The organism is Sporosarcina oncorhynchi (assembly GCF_033304615.1).
In the GTDB taxonomy this organism is placed as follows: domain Bacteria; phylum Bacillota; class Bacilli; order Bacillales_A; family Planococcaceae; genus Sporosarcina; species Sporosarcina oncorhynchi.
Genome location: NZ_CP129118.1, coordinates 1523968 through 1545312, shown reverse-complemented (window position 1 = coordinate 1545312; position 21345 = coordinate 1523968). Strand labels below are relative to the sequence as shown.

Below are 21345 nucleotides of genomic sequence, written 5' to 3'. Positions count from 1 at the left end.
CCTTTCCTTATATGTGTTTATCATAGCAGTTGACTGTATTACTTGCAAAAAAGCGATTTGCTTAGTAATTCAATCATCGTTCTTTTTTGACGGAAGTATTTGGTCAACTGCACTAGCTACTGTCATTTCTCCAGTCAATAGCCGCTGTTCCAGGCCACTTACCCGTTCTTTCATCCCTGTTTCAGCGAAAAAATTATCAATGAGACGATCTCGTATCATGGATTGGAACCAATCCTTCGTTTGGGATTGGCGACGTTGATGCCACATACCGCTTACTTCCATCTTTTCTTTAAATTCCGTAATCGTCGACCAAACATCATCGAACCCCGTGTTTTTCAAAGATGAGACAGGAATCGAATTAGACATCCACCCAGGCGTTGCCGGTTGCAGAAAATGCAATAATTGCCGATATTCCCTAACCGTCTTCTTTGCCAATTTCAGATTATCTCCGTCAGCTTTATGAACGATTATTGAATCTGCCAATTCCATTATTCCTTTTTTCATCCCTTGCAGTTCATCACCAGCACCGGTCAGTACGAGCAGCATAAAGAAATCAACCATCCCTCTAACAACTGTTTCACTTTGACCGACTCCTACCGTCTCAACAAGGATGATGTCATAACCCGCCGCCTCACAAAGAAGCATTGTTTCCCGTGTCTTTTTGTGAACTCCGCCAAGAGTGCCTGAGGAGGGGGATGGCCTGATGAAAGCGTTAGGGTGCCTCGCTAACCTTTCCATCCGTGTCTTGTCACCTAAAATGCTGCCTCCAGTAACCGTTGAACTCGGATCGATCGCTAGGACAGCAACTTTATGGCCTTCTTCTGCGAGTCGCAAACCAAATGTTTCGATAAAAGTACTTTTCCCAGCTCCAGGCACACCGGTAATCCCAATGCGGATGCTGGACCCTGTTTTCGGCAGCAACTTTCTTAGTAATTCCTGCCCGGCGACCTTATCTGTCTGTTGCATGCTTTCAAGTATTGTAATCCCTTTTGATAGATGAAGTCTGGAACCTGCGCTAATTTCATTATATAGGGCATCAACAGCTACCGCTTTACTTTTCTTAACAAATCGTTTGCGACCCGAAGAAACAATACCGTCATGCCTAGACTCGATGCCGCCCATCACATTCAAAGCACTGTCTTGCACATCACGATCTTTTTTTCTCACTCTATCACTTCCTCGTAACCGAGTGCGCGATAAATGTCTTCAATCACTTTCTGAGCTGCGACAGGGATGACGGTTCCTGGGCCAAAGATCGCTGTCGCACCATTCTCTCGTAAAAATTCATAATCTTGAGCAGGAATGACGCCACCGACTACGATTAAAATATCCTGTCTACCAATTTTCGCCAATTCATTCCGCAATGTCGGCACGAGTGTTTTATGCCCTGCAGCAAGGGAACTGACGCCTACAACGTGTACGTCGTTCTCAGCAGCTTGTAAGGCCGTCTCTTCAGGTGTCTGGAATAATGGGCCAATGTCCACGTCAAATCCAAGATCTGCAAACGAGGAAGCAATAACTTTTGCTCCACGATCATGCCCGTCCTGACCCATTTTTGCAATGAGAATACGTGGTCGCCGACCTTCATTTTCCATGAATTCATCTGCCATCTGCTTCACTTCATCAATTTCTTCCGCATTGGAGAAATTAGAACTGTACACTCCGCTAACAGAGCGGATAATCGCTTTATGTCTGCCAGAAACTTTTTCAATTGCATCTGAAATTTCACCAATTGTCGCTCTTGCTCTAGCAGCATCCACTGAAAGTTCGAGAAGATTACCTGTTCCATTACTAGCAGCTTCAGTCAATGCATCAAGTGCGGTCAACACAGCACTTTCATCTCGGTTGTCTTTCATCGTATTTATCCGATCAATTTGTTTTTGTCTGACGAGTGAATTATCGATGTCCAGTATATCAATTGGCTCCTCTTTATCAAGCCGATATTTGTTGACTCCGATAATTGTCTCTGCACGCGAGTCAATTTTAGCTTGACGTTTCGCTGCAGCTTCTTCGATTTTCATCTTCGGTAAACCGGTTTCAATGGCTTTTGCCATGCCGCCGAGTTCCTCGATTTCTTCAATCAATTCCCAAGCTTTCTCCATCAATTCATCTGTCAATTTCTCAACATAGTACGAACCACCCCAAGGATCGATAGTCTTTGTCATATACGTCTCTTCTTGAAGGAACAGCTGGGTGTTCCTTGCGATTCTGGCAGAGAAGTCTGTTGGCAATGCGATCGCTTCATCTAGCGCGTTCGTATGGAGTGACTGCGTGTGACCCATTGCGGCTGCATTCGCCTCTACAAGCGTACGTGTCACATTATTAAATGGATCTTGTTCTGTCAAACTCCATCCTGACGTCTGTGAATGGGTACGCAGTGCAAGTGATTTAGGATTTTTAGGGGAAAATGTCTGCATCATTTGAGCCCAGATTTTACGGGCAGCACGCATTTTAGCGATTTCCATAAAGTAATTCATACCGATCGCCCAGAAAAACGACAGACGCGGAGCAAATGAATCGATGTCAATGCCCGCTTTCAATCCCGTCCGAACATATTCCAATCCATCCGCAAGTGTATAGGCGAGTTCGATATCTGCAGTCGCACCCGCTTCCTGCATATGATAGCCAGAAATGGATATCGAGTTGAACTTCGGCATCTTTTTAGACGTATATTCAAAGATATCTGCGATAATCCGCATCGACATTGCAGGAGGGAAGATATATGTGTTTCGCACCATATATTCTTTTAAAATGTCATTTTGGATAGTTCCTGCAAGCATATCCGGCCCAACACCTTGTTCTTCCGCCGCGACGATATAAAAAGCCATGATAGGCAATACAGCACCGTTCATCGTCATCGATACGGACATCTGGTCGAGTGGAATCCCGTCGAAAAGGATTTTCATATCTTCAACAGAGTCAATGGCTACACCCGCTTTACCAACATCTCCTGTTACGCGCGGATGGTCGGAATCATATCCTCGATGTGTGGCCAAATCGAAAGCGACAGATAGACCTTTCTGTCCCATCGCCAAGTTGCGTCTGTAAAATGCATTACTTTCTTCGGCAGTGGAAAATCCTGCATATTGACGCACCGTCCACGGTCTTGCAACGTACATCGTCGGATAAGGTCCTCTAGTATTCGGAGCTATGCCAGGCAAATCTTCTAGATGACTAATATCTGCAATATCCTCTAGTGAATAGGTGGATTTAACATTAATACCTTCATTCGTCAAAAAAGGAGATTCATCAGTTTTTTTCTTCATTGATGACGTCAATTCAGCTAAATCTATATTGTTGAAATCAGGCTTTTTCATTTGTGACGACCTCCTTTGCACAACTCATGGATGCTTTGCAGTTTAGCGATTTTATCTTGTCCGTTGTAGATTGTCCCAGTCAGACCTTCCTCTTTCCAAGCAGCAACTAATAGATCGTTAAACTTTCCAGCCACGTCCAACATTATTCCCGCAGGTCGATTATTTAGAAGTGTTTGCATGACCGATTGCACAGTCTCATCATTTGCACAAACAATCGCATAGTCTGGCTTTTCCTTCTCAAGCCATGCAACAGCCTCATTGGCGGAAGTGAAGGCAGGACTCCATTTCGAATGAATGCCCCCTGTTGACAAGAAACCGGCTACGAAATCAGCACGTGGTTTGAAATCTTTCAATTGGCCGAATGTCAAAATGACGGTTTCCGGTTGCGATGTGGCAAACTTCTGTCTGTATGATTCAAACATTCCAGCAGGTCTCTCCGTTTTTTTGATGCCGTTCCAATCCTTCAATTCTACCTCTATCAATTCTGCATACGTATTTGTTCCGACAAGTGATTTCTTACCGCTGGCTAGCTCTCTATTGCGTTCGGCGGTCAGCTTAAGCAGATGATCATCCAACAAGAAACCGTCTATGCCACCAGCATTTTCTATTTCAAGGAATAGTGTCCACGTATTGCGGACAAGTTCTTCAGTCAGTTTTTCGATGAAATAAGATCCACCTGCAGGATCAAGTACTTTGCCAACATGTGACTCTTCTCTTAGAACGAGCTGAATATTTCTGCTGTAGCGGATTGAACTGGCACTTGGTCCCGTTAAAATATCGTGTGGGTGCGTCGTAATAATATCCGCTCCTCCCAGTACTGCAGCAAATGTCTCATTTCCAGCCCGCAACAAGTTGACGTAAGGGTCCAGTTTAGAATACGAACGGATAGACGTAACCGCAGCTAATGGAATAACCGGTGCATCGTCGATTTTATACGCTTTTGCGAAAGCCTTCCACAAAATACGAAATGCACGAAGTTTGGCGATTTCCATGAAGAAATGCGTATCAATCGCAAATCTGACGAAGAATGCAGCCGCAAAGTCCGCAAACGAATTGGAAGCGGTTGCTAATTTAGATGCCGTTGCCAGCGAGACTGCCAGTTCAGTTACAGCATCGGCACCTGCATGGTGAATGTCCCAAAGATCAGCGCCACGTGTTCGAAGTTTTATGTACCCTTCAGGCACTGCCCAATTGTTGGAAGCGACAATTCCGGCGACTTTGTCACGACTTTCTACTCTGATGAGGTCAAATACCCGTAAAATGGAATCTCCGCTATCGATATTGAACATGTATGAAGGATATTCAGTTAACAAACTTGCTAATTGTTTGAGTTCGTCTTCATTCCAATTCATTGGATTTGTACCGTCATAGACGATCGATTCATTGCCTCTTTCAATGGATGCTTTCAACAGTTCAAGGAAACTGGTTGCATCATCCGCTATGGTTTGTTGAGCGATGATCCATCCCCGCTCCTCTTTCATTTGTTGGATGATTGACGTATTTTGGTGATTACAACTCTCATAATAGAGCGGGTGAATATCAATTCCTTCCAAAGTATTCGTTGTCAGTTTGGTAAATGGTTTGCCTTTCAGCGAGTCGACAGCGAGACTTTTCCATTGGTCGAAGTCAGCTTTTTCGAAAGACGTATTTTTCATTTTCTCAATTGTCACTTCATTTGCCCCTTCCGCTTTCTGGAGTGAACCGGCCCGGAAACTTCAGACTAATTTAAAGTCTATAGTTTCCAACGGTAAAACGGTATGTATACTACATGTGAAGTAGTTAAACTTCAGTAAAACTCGCTTTATTTCTATCTATAGTGTACCCGACAAGTGAATCATTTTAAAGTTAATTTACAACCGTGATCTAGCTGCCAAAATCCTTAGGGAAAAAAGCCGCCTCCCGCAATGAGAGACAGCTTTTCATTAGTATTAATAAATTGATGTATTATCTGCACTAATATTTTCAAGTATTTCTTTGACACGAGCAAGGAAATTACCAGCAACAAGACCGTCCAAAACACGGTGGTCTAGTGATAAGCACAAGTTCACCATATCACGCGCTGCAATCATTCCACCATCCATGATGACTGGACGCTTCACAATCGATTCGACTTGCAGAATCGCCGCTTGTGGATAATTTATAATCCCCATCGATTGGATGGAACCGAATGAGCCGGTGTTGTTTACAGTGAACGTACCACCTTGCATTTCATCCGATTTCAATTTACCTGAACGGACTTTGGAAGCCAGTTCATTGATATCGCGGCCGATGCCTTTAATTGTTTTTTCATCAGCATGCTTGATGACTGGTACATATAATGCATCTTCCGTCGCAACTGCAATGGAAATATTAATGTCTTTCTTTTGAATTATCTTATCTCCAGCCCACATGGAGTTCATCATCGGGAATTCTTTCAATGCTTGGGAAACCGCCTTCACGAAGAATGCGAAATACGTGAGATTGAAACCTTCCTTCTGTTTGAAATCTTTTTTCAATGAGTCACGGTATTGTACTAAGTTCGTAACGTCAACTTCAATCATTGTCCAGGCATGAGGAGCTTCATGTTTTGAACGCAACATGTTCGTAGCAATCGCTTTTCGAACGCCTGTTATAGGGATTTCAATATCTCCGGCTGAAGTTGGAATTGGTGCAGGAGCAGCTGGTTTCGCAACTGGTTGCACAACTGTAGCAGATTGTGCTTGAGTTTCAGATTCCTTAGCAGTTTGCACAGGTGCAGCAGTCGGGATGTTTCCACTATCGATGATCGATTGCAGATCTTTTCGAGTGATGCGTCCTTCTTTTCCTGATCCTTCAACGAGAGATAGGTCGATGTCATTTTCCTGTGCCATTCTCATAACGGCAGGAGAATAGCGAGACGCTCCTGCACCTTTTTTCACTGGTGAAGCTGGTTTTTGAGAGCCGGCTGCTGGCATCTCGTTAGCAGGTTCCTCTTTTACTGGAGCTGCAGCAGGTTGTTCTGCCACATCTGCTGATGCTTCTCCGCCACCTTCAGTCTCAATCGTACAAACGACGACGCCAACCTCCACTGTTTCACCTTCTTGAACAAGGATCTCCTTGATTGTTCCGGTAAACGAAGACGGGATTTCAGCAGTCACCTTATCGGTATTTACTTCCGCCAAAGGATCGTATTTATTAACTGTATCGCCAGGCTTTACTAGCCACTTCTCAATTGTTCCTTCTGTGACACTTTCACCCAGCTTAGGCATTTCAATATTTTGTATAGCCAATTAAACTTCCTCCTTCCACTTAAAATTCAGCGAGTTCACGAGCGGCTTTCTCCACTTTGTCAGGATTGACCATAAAGAATTTCTCCATTGTTGGAGCATATGGCATTGCAGGAATATCAGGTCCAGCAAGACGTTTGATGGGAGCGTCCAGTTCGAACAGGCAATTTTCTGCAATGATGGCAGAAACTTCGCTCATGATGCTTCCTTCAAGATTGTCTTCAGTGACCAGAAGAACTTTACCTGTTTTTGAAGCAGCTTCAATGATTCCTTCTTTATCTAGTGGATAAACCGTTCGAAGATCTAGGATATGCGCTGATATACCGTCTTCTGCAAGTCTTTCAGCAGCTTGCAATGCGAAGTGTACGCATAGGCCGTACGTGATGATTGTAATGTCGTCCCCTTCACGTTTAACATCTGCTTTACCAATTGGAAGTACATATTCCTCTTCAGGAACTTCACCTTTAATCAGACGATAAGCTCGTTTATGTTCAAAGAATAACACTGGATCATCATCGCGGATAGCCGCTTTCAACAGTCCTTTTGCATCATATGGAGTCGATGGGATAACGATTTTCAATCCTGGAGTGCTAGCAAACATCGATTCGACTGATTGTGAGTGATAAAGTGCACCATGAATACCTCCACCAAAAGGCGCACGGATAACAATCGGACAAGACCAGTCATTGTTCGAACGGTATCGGATCTTTGCAGCTTCAGAAACAATCTGATTCACTGCTGGCATGATGAAATCCGCAAACTGCATTTCAGCAATCGGTCGCATTCCATACATTGCAGCACCGATACCTACACCCGCAATTGCCGATTCTGCAAGCGGTGCATCAAGTGCACGATACTCTCCAAATTGATCATATAAACCCGTTGTCGCTTTGAAGACTCCGCCTTTACGACCGACATCTTCTCCAATAACGAATACGTTCTCGTCTCTTTCCATTTCTTCTTTCATCGCAAGTGTAATTGCATCAATATAAGAAATGACAGCCATTATTCGTTGCCCCCTTCCTCTTTGTATACATGTAGAAGTGCAGATTCCGCTTCCGCATATGGAGCATTCTCAGCATAGTCAGTCGCTTCGTTAACGATTGCCATAATTCTATCTTCCATCTCTTTTTCATAAGCTTCATCCATTACGCCCGCTTCTCTTAAATATGCCGCGAACTTAGGGATTGGGTCTAGCTTCCGCTCCGTTTCAAGCTCTTCAGCATCTCTGTATAGACGATGATCATCATCAGAAGAGTGCGCCGTCAAACGATAACAAACCGCTTCTACAAGACTAGGACCTTCCCCGCTACGAGCTCTGTCAGCAGCCTCTTTAACAACACGGTACACTTCAAGTGGGTCTGTGCCATCTACCGTAACACCTGGCATTCCGTACCCGACAGCTCGGTCTGAAACATTTTCACATGCCAATTGCTTTTCGTATGGTACTGAAATTGCGTATTTATTATTCTCGACCATTATAACTGTAGGTAGTTTGTGAACGCCTGCAAAGTTCATTCCTTCATGGAAATCCCCTTGGTTTGAAGATCCTTCGCCTAAAGTGACGAAAGTAATGAAATCTTCATTTTTCATTTTCGCGGCCAGTGCAACACCGACTGCGTGAGGCAATTGAGTTGTAACAGGAGAAGAACCTGTCAGAATACGGTTTTTTCTCTGTCCAAAGTGACCTGGCATCTGACGACCGCCGGAATTTGGATCTTCAGCTTTGGCAAAAGCAGATAACATAAGCTCTTTAGGTGTCATTCCAAAATGAAGGACGACGCCCATATCACGATAATATGGAGCGATCCAGTCTTTATCTTTATTTAGTGCAAAAGCGGCGCCCGCCTGAGCTGCTTCCTGTCCTTGACAAGAAATAACAAATGGAATTTTGCCGGCACGGTTTAAAAGCCACATGCGTTCGTCGAGACGACGAGCCATAATCATTGTTTCATAAATTTCCAACACATTTTCGTTAGACAGACCTAAGTCTATATGACGTGAATTCGCCATTTGATGTACCCCCTTCTTTAATGTATCCCTGCTCATAGAAAGTCATTTAAGATTGCCCATTGCAGAGACACGACAGATTACATATGAATTGCTTTGCCATCTACTGCAAGTGCTGCTTCGCCGATCACTTCTGACAAAGAAGGATGCGGGTGGATCGTTGATGCTACTTCCCAAGGAGTTGCGTCAAGAACCATTGCAAGACCAGCTTCAGATATAAGATCTGTCACATGTGCACCAATCATATGGACACCTAGCAAATCATTTGTCTTTTTATCAGCAATAATTTTCGTGAAGCCTTCAGAATTGCCATTGACAAGCGCTTTTCCGATTGCAGCAAACGGGAACTTCGCGACTTTTACGTCAAAGCCTTGCTCTTTAGCCTGAGCTTCTGTCAATCCGACACTTGCTGCTTCAGGACTTGAATAGATACAACGTGAAATGTTTGTGTAATTAATCGGTTCAGTTTGATGCCCTGCGATATGTTCGATTGCTGAAATCCCTTCATGGGACGCGACATGCGCAAGTTGAAGACCACCGATGCAATCACCGATCGCGTATATATGATTTTCTTTAGTTTGGAATGTTGGCCTAGTCTGTATGTAGCCATTCTCTACTTGTATTTCGGTGTTATTAATACCGATTCCTTCTGTATTTGCTTGTCTGCCGACTGAAACCAACATTTTCTCTGCTGTGAATTCTTTCGTTCCGTCTGCAACTTCAGCGGAAATTGTAACGGAATTATCCGATTTAGATAGTGTTTCAGGAAGCACTTTAGCACCCGTCACAAATGTAATCCCTTTTTTCGTCAAGATTTTCTTCATTTCTTTAGAAATATCTTCATCTTCTGTCGGAATGATTCTGTCTGCATATTCAATAACAGTTATGTCTACACCAAAATCATTCAACATGGAAGCCCACTCAATACCAATTACTCCTCCGCCTACAATAATCATTGACTTCGGCAAATCAGTCATTTTTAACGCGCCATCTGAAGATAAGATTTGTTGCTCATCCAGTTCAAGTCCGGGCAAAGTACGTGGTCTTGAACCCGTCGCGATGATCAAGTTTTTCAAGATTAGCATTTCATTCTCTTCACCATTATTCATTTCAACCGAAATTGTACCTGGCATCGGTGAAAAGATCGAGGGTCCTAACATTCTTCCGTACCCTTCGTAGACATCAATTTTCCCTTTTTTCATAAGCGCTTTGACACCGTTATAAAGCTGTTTCACTACTTCATCTTTTCTGGCCTGCACTCTTGAAAAATTCAAAGTCGTGTCAGATATATCCACTCCGTAATGGGCAGCTTCATTTTTAGTCATTTGAAATACTTCCGCACTTTTCAGCAATGCTTTACTTGGAATACAGCCTTTGTGCAAACAAGTTCCACCAAGTGCGTCTTTTTCGACTATCGCTGTTTTAAGACCCAATTGCGCAGCCCGGATTGCAGCGACATATCCACCGGTTCCGCCACCTAAAATAACTACATCATATTCCTGTGCCATTTGTTTTCACGGCCTCCTGTCACTATCCAATCAGGCTGGATAGGTTTTAGCGTTCTCTTCACCGGTAAGGACACGTAGTGCCCCTTCGGCTAATGCCTGCAACTCATCTTCACCTGGGTAGACGATTACATCTGCAATCCATCCGACCCTTGAAGCAATCATTTCAACATATTGCTTACCGTAAGCCAGACCACCCGTTAAGATGATTCCATCCACTTGACCCTCAAGGACAGCAGCTGCACTGCCAATTTCTTTCGCGACTTGATAGGCCATTGCTTCATAGATGTGTTCAGCTTCCTTGTCGCCATTTTGAATCCGTTTTTCGACAGTTACGGCGTCATTGGTACCAAGATAGCCAACCAATCCGCCTTGGCCTACAAGCTTCGTCATGACCTCTTTACGGAAATAGGTTCCCGAATAGCAAAGCTCCACCAATTCACCTGAAGGGACTGTACCTGCACGTTCAGGACTGAAAGGACCATCGCCATGCAATCCGTTATTGACATCAATCACTTTGCCGTAACGATGCGCACCGACGGTAATTCCTCCACCCATATGCGTTACGATTAATCGCAATTCTTCGTAGCTCTTCCCTGTCTGTTTTGCAAACCTTCTGGCAACCGCTTTCTGATTCAATGCATGAAAGATTGATTTTCTGCTGATTAGCGAAAAACCAGACACACGTGCAAGAGGGTGCATCTCATCCACAACAACGGGATCGACAATGAATGCCGGGATATCTAAAAAAGAAGCAATTTCATTGGCTATGATGCCACCCAAATTCGAGGCATGTTGTCCAGAATAGCCATTCTTCAAGTCTTCAATCATGACATCATTTACTTCGTACGTACCGCCTGATATAGGACGGAGCAAACCGCCCCTCCCGCATACGGCGTTCAGGCTAGCCAACTCGACGCCTCCCTGTTCGATTGAATGGAGAATCGTACCTTTGCGGAAGCTGTATTGGTCACTGATGGAAGAAAAGCGCGCAAGTTCCTCGTTAGAGTGTCTCAATGTTTCTTCCATGACAAGTTGGTCATCATCATAGACACCAATTTTCGTTGATGTGGAGCCTGGATTTATAACAAGGATTCGAAAGCTAGATTCTTGCAAAGCAATTCCTCCAATCACAGCAATGCAAACGTTATATTATTACTTCTTTTGTGTTAGTACGCTTTTTTCGTTTTGAAGAAACTGACTGCGTGATTTAGCCACACGCGCAATACGTTCTTCAGCAAGTCTATCCGCCGCTACGTAGGAAGGAATGTTGTCTCGCTTGGATATCGCGAAAATCTTTTCGATTGTATCGTAAATCCCTGCAACACGTTTTAATGCACGTTCACTGTTATAACCTGCAAGTTCATCTGCTACATTGATAACGCCGCCTGAATTGATGACGTAATCCGGAGCGTAAACGATACCCATTTCATGGATTTGATCTCCGTGTTCAGGATTTTTCAATTGATTGTTTGCTGATCCAGCTATAACTTTAACTTTAAGTTGTGGTATCGTTTCGTCATTAATGATTGCACCTAATGCACATGGTGCGAAAATATCTGCTTCTTGTGAATAGATTTCATTTATTCCGACCGCTGTCGCTCCAAAAGCATCTACTGCACGTTGAACAGCTTCTTCATTGATGTCAGTTACAATCAGATTTGCCCCTTCTTCATGAAGATGTTCACAAAGTGTATACGCCACGTTGCCGACACCTTGAACCGCTACAACTTTACCTTCCAATGAATCAGAACCGAATGCTTCTTTAGCAGCCGCTTTCATACCTTTATACACACCAAAAGCTGTTACGGGTGAAGGATTACCTGAAGAACCGAATTCGGCGGATACGCCAGTCACATAATCAGTTTCCAAATGGATTAAATCCATGTCTGCTTCAGTTGTACCAACATCCTCAGCTGTAATGTATCTGCCATTAAGCCCTTCGATAAAGCGGCCGAAAGCACGGAACATTTCATCATTCTTGTCTGTTTTAGGATTTCCTATAATAACTGTCTTTCCGCCACCAAGATCCAATCCTGCTGCGGCGTTCTTGTAAGTCATTCCTTTTGCAAGACGAAGTGCATCTTCAATCGCTTCTTCTTCACTTGCATACGTCCACATGCGTGTACCACCAAGCGCAGGTCCAAGCGTTGTATCGTGAATGGCGATGATTGCTTTCAATCCTGAAGTTTTATCCTGACAGATGACTAGTTGCTCATAATCGTGAGATTCCATGTATTTGAATAGTTCCATGATGAATTTCCTCCTTCGGATTATCCGATTTTAGTATTTAGATGTTTGTATTGCTAAAGCTAGTGAATACAATTTACTTTCGGCGCTATCTGATCTAGATGTGAGGACGATGGGCGCCCTCGCGCCTTGTATGATACCGCCGACTTTTGCGTTGGCGAAGTACATAAGAGATTTGTAAAGAATATTTCCGGCTTCTATCGAAGGTACCATAAGGATGTCTGCATTTCCCGCAGTTTCACTTGTGATGCCTTTATGGCGAGCCGATTCGACTGAAACCGCATTATCCAATGCAAGCGGGCCATCGATGATACAATCTTTAATTTGTCCACGTTGATTCATTATAGTGAGTAAAGCCGCATCTGTTGTCGGAACCATATTCGGATTGACCGTTTCGATAGCTGCCAACGGAGCGACAATTGGTCTATCCACTCCGCATGCCCGCGCTGTAGTTACAGCATTGCGGATGATTTGTGCTTTTTCGTCAAGGTTCGGAGCAATATTCATGCCAGCATCTGTCACAAATAACAGTCGATTATAACCGCTAACTTCAAAAGCTGCGACATGTGACAGCACTTTTCCAGTCCGCAATCCATATTCACTGTTCAGTACGGATTTCAAGATGACAGCAGTCGGCAAGTTCCCCTTCATGAGCACTTGCGCTTCCCCACTTGAAACTGCACGAACAGCTTTTTCTGCAGCGTCTTGCATTGATTCAGCATGGACGATGCGGATGGATGGGTGTCGTGATAATTTCGAAAAATGCTCTTCTATGATTTTGTAGATTTGTTCTTCATCATCAAACAAGATAAAGGAAGCAATCCCTTTCAATATAGCCATCTCAACAGCTTCCAGCACTTCAGTATCGGCAGCGCATGCCACCGAGACGATCCGTGTGCCTGATAATGCTGTTTGTTCTACGAGTTCATCTAAAGTAGCCATGGTGTGCCTCCTTTGTTTCAAATGAGCTTAAATTTCTCCATTTTGTAGTAAAGGGAGCGCAATGAAATGCCCAATCTGCTTGCTGTCAATGATTTGTTGCCATCGTGTTCTTCAAGTGCTTTCTCTAGGACGGATTTTTCGTAATCATCCATGACAGAAGCCAAAGTGCTTTTTTCTGGGAGGACGTATTCAACCGCTTTCACTTCATTTGTGAAGAGAGACCGATTAATATCTTCCCCATCAATCATAACGGAACCGGTTTTCATATATATCATCGCTCGACTCAGCACATTTTCTAGTTCGCGAACATTGCCTGGCCACTCATATTGCTGTAGCCGCAGCATCGCATCCGCAGTCAATGTTTCGACATTCATCCCAAATTCCTGGTTAAGTTTCACCAAGAGATGTTTTACCACTTCCGGTATATCTGCCTTCCTAGTACGGAGCGGAGGAATTTGTATCGACAAACGATTTAAGTGGTAATAAAGATCGGTATTGAATGTACCGTCATGAATTGCTTTTTCTAAGTTTTTAGAAGATGCAACTATGATTCTCGCTTTGTTCACGCCAGGTACAGATACGTCTGAATAGGCCGTTCCATTTTGCAAATAAGAAAGTAATTTAGATTGAACAGTCATGCTTAAATCTGTCACTTCATCGAGGAACAGCGTGCCTTCCCCGACCTCTTCTAATATGCCGCCCTTATGCGTATCACTGTCATCGGTTTCACCGAATAATTCCTTTTCCATTGTAGCAATGTCGATTGCACTGCAATTGACACGTATAAATTTATTCCCTTTTCTTGAGCTTCCACTGTGTATAGCATTCGCAAACAATTCTTTTCCTGTTCCAGGTTCTCCACGAAGCATAACTGGGATATCCGATTTTGCTGCAATTTTACCTTGGTCTATCGCAAGGCTAATATCACCGGATTGACCATGTATATCGGAAAACGTATACGTAGACTCCAATTTCCTGATGATTTGTCTTGCCCAGTCCAGTTGTTTCATAAGATTGCGCATCTCCGTAATATCGTGAATAACACCGATACTTCCCTTCACTTGCTGATCGACGATGATTGGAGCTACGTTTACGATAACATCACGGTTGTCCTCACCAATTCGCATATTCACTCCACGAACAGGCTTACCTGTCGTCAACACTTTCATATGGATGCTTTCACCTTGATTGATATCGACCGAAGCGGGTTTACCGATCACTTCGTCTTCGCTTAGTCCGGTAATTCGTGTATAAGCCGGATTGACAAGTACTCCATTTCCCTTTTCGTCGACGACTGAGATGGCATCATCACTAGAATGGATAATGGCTTCAAGCATCGTCTTGACCGATTTCAAGTCTGTAATTTCTTCAGCTAGTTTCACAACTTCCGTAACATTCTTGAAGACAGCAAACGCACCAAATGGCTCTTCAGTTGTAGAATTGAGTGGATATCTTGAGCTAACGATTTCCAGTCCATTCGGCAGAATAAGCTCATCGTTCAATTCTGCTTTGCCAGAATGTAACACTCTCATCAGTTTACTCGTCGGTATGATGTCATAAATCGGACGTCCAAGTGCATAAGAATCAGAAACTTCTAACATTTTGCAAGCGCTTTCATTAATGAAGTCGATTTGCCCTTCCCGGTTGACACCAATCATTCCTTCATCAATTGAATTGAATATCAATCGTTGTCGGTCTCTTTCCGCTTGGATTTTATGAATGAATTGGTCTTTTTCATCGAGAAGATCTACAAGAAGATTTGCAACGGATCCAGGTATTAGTAATGTATGGGATGGAACTTTCTTCCGTAGCTCTTTAAAAACTTCTGGCTTTCCTGTTAAATCAAATACGATATCTACTTTTTCAGTCAGATGTATATTCCAATCTGACCCATGCGGTACCCCTCTTTTTTCGGCGATATGTAATCCTGGAGCCTGTCCGTCTATGTCTACAATCGCCATTACATGCATTAAATCCAGATTCAAGAGCAGATTAAGAATTTTTGTGCCTCCGGAACCTGCACCAACAATGAGAACATTTTGCAAGGATATTCATTCTCCTTTAGGCACCATGCAATCTTTTGCAAATCTATTTTCATCATACACGATTGCACCGTTCTTGACAATATTTGTTGAGCAGGTAAAATAAAATTATGTAAGGAGATTGATAATATGGCTCGAATGGCTGCATTTATCGTTCTTTTGATACCGATTCTAATCACTGCCGGAGGAATAAAATTGATGCGCGATTCTTTTTTTGCTTTCCAAGGCGGAGCATGGCTTCAATTTATAGGTGGGCTACTCATGTTTCTTGCGGGGCTCGGCTTTCTTGCAGGTTTTCTTTTGCGCCGTGATCGAAGGACGGGAAGAGTCAAAGAACAACTCAAATAAACTGCATGCATTGTCTATATGCATTCAAACGAAAGAGGCGCCGGGGAAAGTTCCCGGTGCCCCTTTTTTAATCCACCAAGCGCTTTTAAACATTTAAGATTTCATCCACAACTTCAAATACACCTTTTGTCAACTTGTTCAAGATGCTCGATTTATTGCCAATTTGAATGATGACTCCTGGATTCGCTTCTTTTGTAATTTCAATTTGTGGTGCGATCGCTGTCTTGATTTTATGTAGACCCAGTTGAATCTCCCTATCAAGTTCGAACATTTTATTTCTACTCGCATTCAGAGTTGCTTGTAATTTCTCATATGCCAGAGCCTGTTCGCCAAGAAGCTTTGAAGAAATATGGTTGTCGATCTGCGTTAATTGTCCTTCTAAAGCCGTCGTAGTCGCCTGTATTTTTTTTAAGTCGACTGCCATTTCTTGAATTTCCTGATAGATCATATCCTTATTTATGCCTTTAGCATGGAGATGGGTTGTCCGTTCATGGCTATTGCCAGCGTACGCACATTCTATCTTATACAAAGCTTCAATTCTGCCACCAATAATTTTACCTCTATTTTTATCTACAAATACGTTCTGCGCCACAACGTCTGAGCCTAATATATATAACCCAACATGAAGTTCCCTTGCATGAAGTTTACAGTTGTTCGCATGTTTAATGAAAATATCACCACTAGCTTCGATAATCGACAGATCCCCACCGAATACTCCACCTTTTATGTATAAATCGCCTTCCGCAGAACAGATTTCTTTGGCGTTTGTAATTCCCTCATTGCCTTCTATGGATATGTCACCAGTCGCATTCACTGAATACCCAGCAAGAACAGTTCCATATACAGTAACCGCTCCGTCAAATGTGATAGATCCCGTTTCCGGACCTACATCTCCATTAATAATCAGTTGCTTTCCGACACTTACCGTTTCACCGTCAATGAACTCTAATGAACCGCCGAACATTGCTCGTAACACCGTTTTACCTGGCTCTTCAACTTCAACGACAGATTTGCGGTCATAACGTAATTTTGCATCATTTCCCCTAAGGGCTTTAATTGGATTACCCATTATATCGCTACCGGGCGTCCCTTCTTGAGGTGGCACCTTCTCACCTAACCAATCACCCGACTTAATATGTGTCACAAAATTCATCTCATAATAATCAGCGACACCATCCTCCCTGATGATAGGTTTCCTTTCGGGTTTGTCGATGTATAAGATTTTTGCGTCTGCTCCTTGGGTAGGTTCTTTTCCTAGTGCCGCGATTGTCAATCTACCAGGAACTAGACTATCCATATCGATAGCGATTCTTCCAAATATAATGCCATATTCGTCTAAAGCGTTTTCGATTTTCCGGACTAATTCTTCTTTCGAATTTTCGAACTCTGCAGTATTCACGTTTAATGTGAATTCGGCTTTCATTTTATTATTGGAAATCTCAATTTCAATCATCGGCAAGTAAGTGCCTATTTTGTGACTATCCCCAATTTCTGTAAGCGCTTTCCGAAGTGCCGGAAATGAACTTATCCGGACACGCGGGTGTTCTCTTGTTATCATATCAAAAGACTTCAATGGATACCCGGTCTTTTTAAGATCCAACAGAACTTCATACCCTTCGACATACATATCAAAATAATCATTTTGAACAAGCATCGTTTCCACCTCATTTATTTAGGACTCAACTCCCTCTATTATAAGCTTTATCCAAACATATTGGTAGCCGATTCATTTTACTATTTATTCAAATGAAAAAAGAAGCGATAGCTCATCGAAAATGGTTACCGCATCTCAGGAAAATAATGCCTATAAAGTTTTCATTCTGACTACAGTCTGTCATTTCTCGCGAAAACCAATTCAGCTTGCCATGTACTCAAGACGGATCTTGTCGGCAATCATTGCAATGAATTCTGAGTTAGTTGGTTTACTTTTAAGATGATGAACCGTGTAGCCGAAAGTTTTTGAAATGACTTCATAATTCCCGCGGTTCCATGCAACTTCAATCGCATGTCTAATGGCTCGTTCAACACGTGAAGGAGTCGTTTTGAATTTTTCAGCGATATCGGGATATAGAATCTTTGTGACTGAACCAAGCAAGTCAACGTCCGTATAGACCATCTGTATTGCTTCTCTTAAAAATGCGTATCCTTTAATATGTGCAGGGACTCCAATTTCCTTAATGATTGATGTGATGGTCGTATCGAGCGCACGCTGGGACATGACAGGTTCTTGATCTGTTACCTGTTTTTGCATAACAGGCTTCACTTGTTTTTGTGTTCCTGCAATCTGGAAGATCTGAGTTATTAATCGATCAAATTCAAATGGTTTCAACATGAAATAAGAAGCGCCTAAACTTCCAGCTTGAGCCATTACATCTTCTTGACCAAATGCCGTCAACATAATTATGTGCATATTGGAAATCTCCGGGTTCCCTTTGATCGTATCAAGGACTGCGATTCCATCCAGATGAGGCATGATAATATCCAATAATAACAAATCTGGCTTTTCCTGTTCAAGCATTGATAAACAGACTTTACCGTTATGCGCAGTCCAGATAACTTCAAGTTCCGGGTGCTGCTCGAAATAGGCAGACATTGTTTTGACAAGTTCCTTATTATCATCAGCGATTGCAATTTTAATTTTCCCCATTCTTTTTCCCCCTACTCATTTTTCATCCATGACCTATCAGTGTGTGACTCCATTATCCGCATGTATGTCTAGTTCGTAAAGGAAAATTTCGACAAAAACAGTAAATATCCTTTATTATTGTGAAAAATGAAACTTCTGGATTACGGTTTCCCTATGATTCGACTAAATTCTTTGAAAAAGACCAATCCCTGGATAGGATTGGTCTTTTTCCTGAAATTAGGACTTAATTGACTACGTTTCACTCTCCACCACGCATTGTTACAAGAAATAATCCAGCACCTTTTGTCGGTTCATCGACGAACATATGCGTAACAGCGCCGACAAATTTTCCATCCTGAATAACCGGACTTCCACTCATACCTTGCAGAATTCCACCAGTTTTTTCAAGTAGTTTCGCATCGGTGAGAACAAAATGAAATTGCTCTTCTTCAATATGTGTTATTTGGATGGAGAACTTTTCGACTTCCGTCCCTTTTACGGTTGTAAAAATTTCGGCGCCCCCGATTTGCAATTCAGTCGCTTGCATAATATCCAATGGTTTCGCTAACACTTTCTTATAGGCATCGTTCCACATGCCGAAAATGCCGTATACACCATTCTTTTGTATCGTTCCGAGATGGTCCTCATTTTCTAGGATCGATGAAATTTTATATCCGGGTGTGCCTGGCGTACTTTTCTTGATTTGATCAATTTCGGAGAGGTAAATTGCGCCGTTTTTAAAAGATGGTGGCGATTTCAAGGAGCTATCGACAATCTGATGTCCAAGCGCTCCATACGTCCCTTTTTTCGGATCGACATAGGTCAAGGTCCCAGTTCCTTCTGTACGGTCTTTCAGGAATGGAAGGAGACGTTTAATCGCATCAAGATCTGCGAGCAAGTCAATTTCTACACCATTACGATCGATTTGCATGAGCATTTGACCGGATTTGGAAGTGGACATCTTTTTTTCAAAGTCGCTCAACGTCGCTATCGGGATTTTGTCAATCCGGTTAATGGCATCGCCGGCTTTTAACCAATCGTCCTCGTTTATAAGGACGTCGTTTGTAACAAATACCCCTGACAACTCCATTTGAATTCCAATTGAATGTCCCATCGGAATGACCTGTTCACGTACTGATGCAGATACCGTCTCATGTAACGGTAAGAAAAACAATATCGCGGCTAACGAAACGGACAACTGCAGTCGTCTACTCCATCCCATGGTTCACCTCCTCGACTAAAAGATACTATTGGTATGTCCCTTCAGTCCGAACTTATGAAAGGGTAAATAAAGAAAAAACACGCATACTTACTGTATGCGCGATTCATAACCATTTAAGGTTTTTTCTTATTTTATGTGAATGAATTTTTCCTGTCGACCGCCATTTTTAGAAGTTCATCAGCATGTTGAAGTGTGAGCGTCGTTATCTCTGCTCCAGAGAGCATTCTGGACAATTCTTTGGTCCGTTCCATATTATTTATATCTTCAACCGCAGTAGTCGTACGGTTACCTTTCACTTCTTTCCTAATCAAAAAATGATGATCGGCCATTGCAGCTACTTGAGGCAAATGTGAAATGCATAAGACTTGAGAATGGACAGCAATCATTGCAATTTTATCAGCAATGGCTTGTGCCACGCGCCCGCTTACTCCTGTATCAACTTCATCAAATATGATTGAAGTGACACCTTGGTGTTTTGAGAAAATCGTCTTTAGTGCAAGCATGATTCGAGATAATTCACCGCCTGAAGCGATTCGGACAAGCGGTTTTAGCGGTTCACCAACATTTGTTGATATGAGGAAAGCAACTTCATCAAAACCATTTGCATCGAACATATTTGCGGATTTTCGTGAAATCTGTACTTTGAATGTCGATTTTTCCATATGTAATTCTTGTAACTGGGTCATAATGGCTCTTTCCAACTCGACTGCAGCGGCTTTTCGAATAATGGATAATTCGTTTGCTTCCACTTCCAAATCTTGAATCAGTTGATCTAACTTCTCTTGTTCGCGTTCAACACGTTCGTCACGATTAATTAATTGATCAAGTTCATCGGCAATTTTTTCTCTATAGATGAGAATATCTTCAATGGTCGCACCATATTTCCGTTTCAACGAAATCATTAAAGCAAGACGATCATCCACAACCGATAATCGGGAAGGGTCAAACTCCATCTGGTCAATGATACTTTTTAATTCATGTGCTGTATCTTGCAATGAATAAAAGCTGGATGATACGGTTTCAGAATGCGAAGCAAGCTCCTTATCTATTGAGGCCGCCTCTTCCAAATCACTCATCGCCGATCCAACCCAATCAAGCGCATGACCATCCCCACTGATTGATTCGTAAGCAGTGTTCATCCGTTCAAATAGACGGTTGAAATGCTGAAGCTTAAGTCTTTCCTCTTCCAGTTGCTCTTCTTCGCCAATAATTAGATCAGCAGCGTCGATTTCTTTTAACTGAAAAGAATAGAGATCAATTCGCTGAGCGACTTGCTGTTCATTTTCAGTTGAAGCATCCAGTTTTCTTTTTAATTTTCCATACTGATTATACAAATCAAGGTAATTATCCTGTGCAATTGTCAGTTTTTGTCCGGCAAATTGATCAAGCAGTCGAATATGTCTTTTTTCATGCATCAGTTCTTGGTTATCATGTTGCCCATGTATATCAATAAGCTGAGAACCAATTTCGCGTAATATTGCAATCGTAACAAGCTTACCATTTACTCTGCATGTCGTCTTACCAGTAGAATTAATGTCGCGACGTAAAATGATAATTCCATCTTCAGCTTCGATACCAAATTCGGCGAGTTTACCGAAGATTGGATGTTCGGTGTCCTCAATGGTAAACATCCCTTCCAACTCGGCTTTTTTCGCACCATGTCGGATGAACTCCTGAGATCCTCTGCTTCCTGCAAGTAATTGCACGGCATCGATGATAATCGACTTACCGGCTCCAGTTTCGCCGGTTAGGACCGTAAGCCCACCATCAAAACCGACTTCAAGATGCTCGATAATAGCAAAATTATGAATGGAAATTTCACTCAACATACAATCTTG

16 protein-coding genes are annotated in these 21345 nt (G+C 42.7%); 1 reads left to right on the top strand and 15 read right to left on the bottom strand.

The features are described 5' to 3' along the window. Positions 1-69: 69 nt before the first annotated feature. The 11 genes from meaB to QWT69_RS07270 all read right to left on the bottom strand — a co-directional run bounded on the left by meaB (position 70) and on the right by QWT69_RS07270 (position 15314). Entirely contained in the window at positions 70-1122 is a 1053-nt protein-coding gene (meaB, locus tag QWT69_RS07320) for a methylmalonyl Co-A mutase-associated GTPase MeaB (protein ID WP_317970981.1), read from the bottom strand. A 41-nt stretch (positions 1123-1163) separates the two neighbouring features. Then, a complete protein-coding gene (scpA, locus tag QWT69_RS07315; protein WP_317970444.1) occupies positions 1164-3317 on the bottom strand; it encodes a methylmalonyl-CoA mutase in 2154 nt (717 codons plus the stop codon). Beyond that, positions 3314-4987, bottom strand: coding sequence for a methylmalonyl-CoA mutase family protein (locus QWT69_RS07310; protein ID WP_317970442.1), 1674 nt, complete (start codon positions 4985-4987; stop codon positions 3314-3316). Before QWT69_RS07310 ends, scpA begins: the two co-directional genes overlap by 4 nt. 258 nt (positions 4988-5245) lie before the next feature. Beyond that, positions 5246-6565: a dihydrolipoamide acetyltransferase family protein gene (locus QWT69_RS07305; RefSeq protein ID WP_317970440.1), complete on the bottom strand. Its 1320-nt coding sequence runs from the start codon at positions 6563-6565 to the stop codon at positions 5246-5248. A 19-nt stretch (positions 6566-6584) separates the two neighbouring features. Continuing rightward, entirely contained in the window at positions 6585-7568 is a 984-nt protein-coding gene (locus QWT69_RS07300) for an alpha-ketoacid dehydrogenase subunit beta (protein WP_317970438.1), read from the bottom strand. Then, complete coding sequence (locus tag QWT69_RS07295) at positions 7568-8575, bottom strand: thiamine pyrophosphate-dependent dehydrogenase E1 component subunit alpha (RefSeq protein ID WP_317970436.1); 1008 nt, start codon at positions 8573-8575, stop codon at positions 7568-7570. Before QWT69_RS07295 ends, QWT69_RS07300 begins: the two co-directional genes overlap by 1 nt. A 77-nt stretch (positions 8576-8652) precedes the next feature. After that, positions 8653-10080, bottom strand: a complete 1428-nt coding sequence (lpdA, locus tag QWT69_RS07290) for a dihydrolipoyl dehydrogenase (protein WP_317970434.1) — start codon at positions 10078-10080, stop codon at positions 8653-8655. 30 nt (positions 10081-10110) lie between these two features. Then, on the bottom strand, positions 10111-11193 hold the full coding sequence (buk, locus tag QWT69_RS07285; RefSeq protein WP_317970432.1) for a butyrate kinase: 1083 nt from the start codon (positions 11191-11193) through the stop codon (positions 10111-10113). A gap of 39 nt (positions 11194-11232) precedes the next feature. After that, on the bottom strand, positions 11233-12330 hold the full coding sequence (locus QWT69_RS07280) for a Leu/Phe/Val dehydrogenase (RefSeq protein ID WP_317970430.1): 1098 nt from the start codon (positions 12328-12330) through the stop codon (positions 11233-11235). A 30-nt stretch (positions 12331-12360) separates the two neighbouring features. Beyond that, positions 12361-13269, bottom strand: a complete 909-nt coding sequence (gene yqiS / locus QWT69_RS07275) for a phosphate butyryltransferase (RefSeq protein WP_317970428.1) — start codon at positions 13267-13269, stop codon at positions 12361-12363. A 17-nt stretch (positions 13270-13286) separates the two neighbouring features. Then, a complete protein-coding gene (locus QWT69_RS07270; protein WP_317970426.1) occupies positions 13287-15314 on the bottom strand; it encodes a sigma 54-interacting transcriptional regulator in 2028 nt (675 codons plus the stop codon). Between the two features lie 126 nt (positions 15315-15440). Between QWT69_RS07270 and QWT69_RS07265 the strand changes: the two genes are divergently transcribed. Continuing rightward, a complete protein-coding gene (locus tag QWT69_RS07265) occupies positions 15441-15659 on the top strand; it encodes a DUF2627 family protein (RefSeq protein ID WP_317970424.1) in 219 nt (72 codons plus the stop codon). Between the two features lie 85 nt (positions 15660-15744). On the opposite strand, the gene QWT69_RS07260 is transcribed toward QWT69_RS07265, so the two are convergent. The 4 genes from QWT69_RS07260 to recN all read right to left on the bottom strand — a co-directional run bounded on the left by QWT69_RS07260 (position 15745) and on the right by recN (position 21336). Further along, entirely contained in the window at positions 15745-17313 is a 1569-nt protein-coding gene (locus tag QWT69_RS07260; RefSeq protein ID WP_317970422.1) for a flagellar assembly protein A, read from the bottom strand. A gap of 201 nt (positions 17314-17514) precedes the next feature. Then, a complete protein-coding gene (spo0A, locus tag QWT69_RS07255) occupies positions 17515-18306 on the bottom strand; it encodes a sporulation transcription factor Spo0A (RefSeq protein WP_317970420.1) in 792 nt (263 codons plus the stop codon). Between the two features lie 238 nt (positions 18307-18544). Then, positions 18545-19507, bottom strand: a complete 963-nt coding sequence (locus QWT69_RS07250; RefSeq protein ID WP_317970418.1) for a SpoIVB peptidase S55 domain-containing protein — start codon at positions 19505-19507, stop codon at positions 18545-18547. Positions 19508-19638: 131 nt separating this feature from the next. After that, positions 19639-21336 carry a DNA repair protein RecN gene (gene recN, locus QWT69_RS07245; protein ID WP_317970416.1) on the bottom strand — a complete coding sequence of 566 codons (1698 nt, stop codon included), beginning with the start codon at positions 21334-21336 and terminating at the stop codon, positions 19639-19641. Positions 21337-21345: the final 9 nt, after the last annotated feature.

Excerpts from the sequence above, each read along its gene's own strand:
- meaB (WP_317970981.1), bottom strand. The coding sequence starts at position 1,122 with ATGGGCGGCATCGAGTCTAGGCATGACGGTATTGTTTCTTCGGGTCGC.
- scpA (WP_317970444.1), bottom strand. The coding sequence starts at position 3,317 with ATGAAAAAGCCTGATTTCAACAATATAGATTTAGCTGAATTGACGTCA.
- QWT69_RS07300 (WP_317970438.1), bottom strand. The coding sequence starts at position 7,568 with ATGGCTGTCATTTCTTATATTGATGCAATTACACTTGCGATGAAAGAA.
- QWT69_RS07295 (WP_317970436.1), bottom strand. The coding sequence starts at position 8,575 with ATGGCGAATTCACGTCATATAGACTTAGGTCTGTCTAACGAAAATGTG.
- lpdA (WP_317970434.1), bottom strand. The coding sequence starts at position 10,080 with ATGGCACAGGAATATGATGTAGTTATTTTAGGTGGCGGAACCGGTGGA.
- QWT69_RS07280 (WP_317970430.1), bottom strand. The coding sequence starts at position 12,330 with ATGGAACTATTCAAATACATGGAATCTCACGATTATGAGCAACTAGTC.
- yqiS (WP_317970428.1), bottom strand. The coding sequence starts at position 13,269 with ATGGCTACTTTAGATGAACTCGTAGAACAAACAGCATTATCAGGCACA.
- QWT69_RS07265 (WP_317970424.1), top strand. The coding sequence starts at position 15,441 with ATGGCTCGAATGGCTGCATTTATCGTTCTTTTGATACCGATTCTAATC.
- QWT69_RS07260 (WP_317970422.1), bottom strand. The coding sequence starts at position 17,313 with ATGCTTGTTCAAAATGATTATTTTGATATGTATGTCGAAGGGTATGAA.
- spo0A (WP_317970420.1), bottom strand. The coding sequence starts at position 18,306 with ATGGGGAAAATTAAAATTGCAATCGCTGATGATAATAAGGAACTTGTC.
- QWT69_RS07250 (WP_317970418.1), bottom strand. The coding sequence starts at position 19,507 with ATGGGATGGAGTAGACGACTGCAGTTGTCCGTTTCGTTAGCCGCGATA.
- recN (WP_317970416.1), bottom strand. The coding sequence starts at position 21,336 with ATGTTGAGTGAAATTTCCATTCATAATTTTGCTATTATCGAGCATCTT.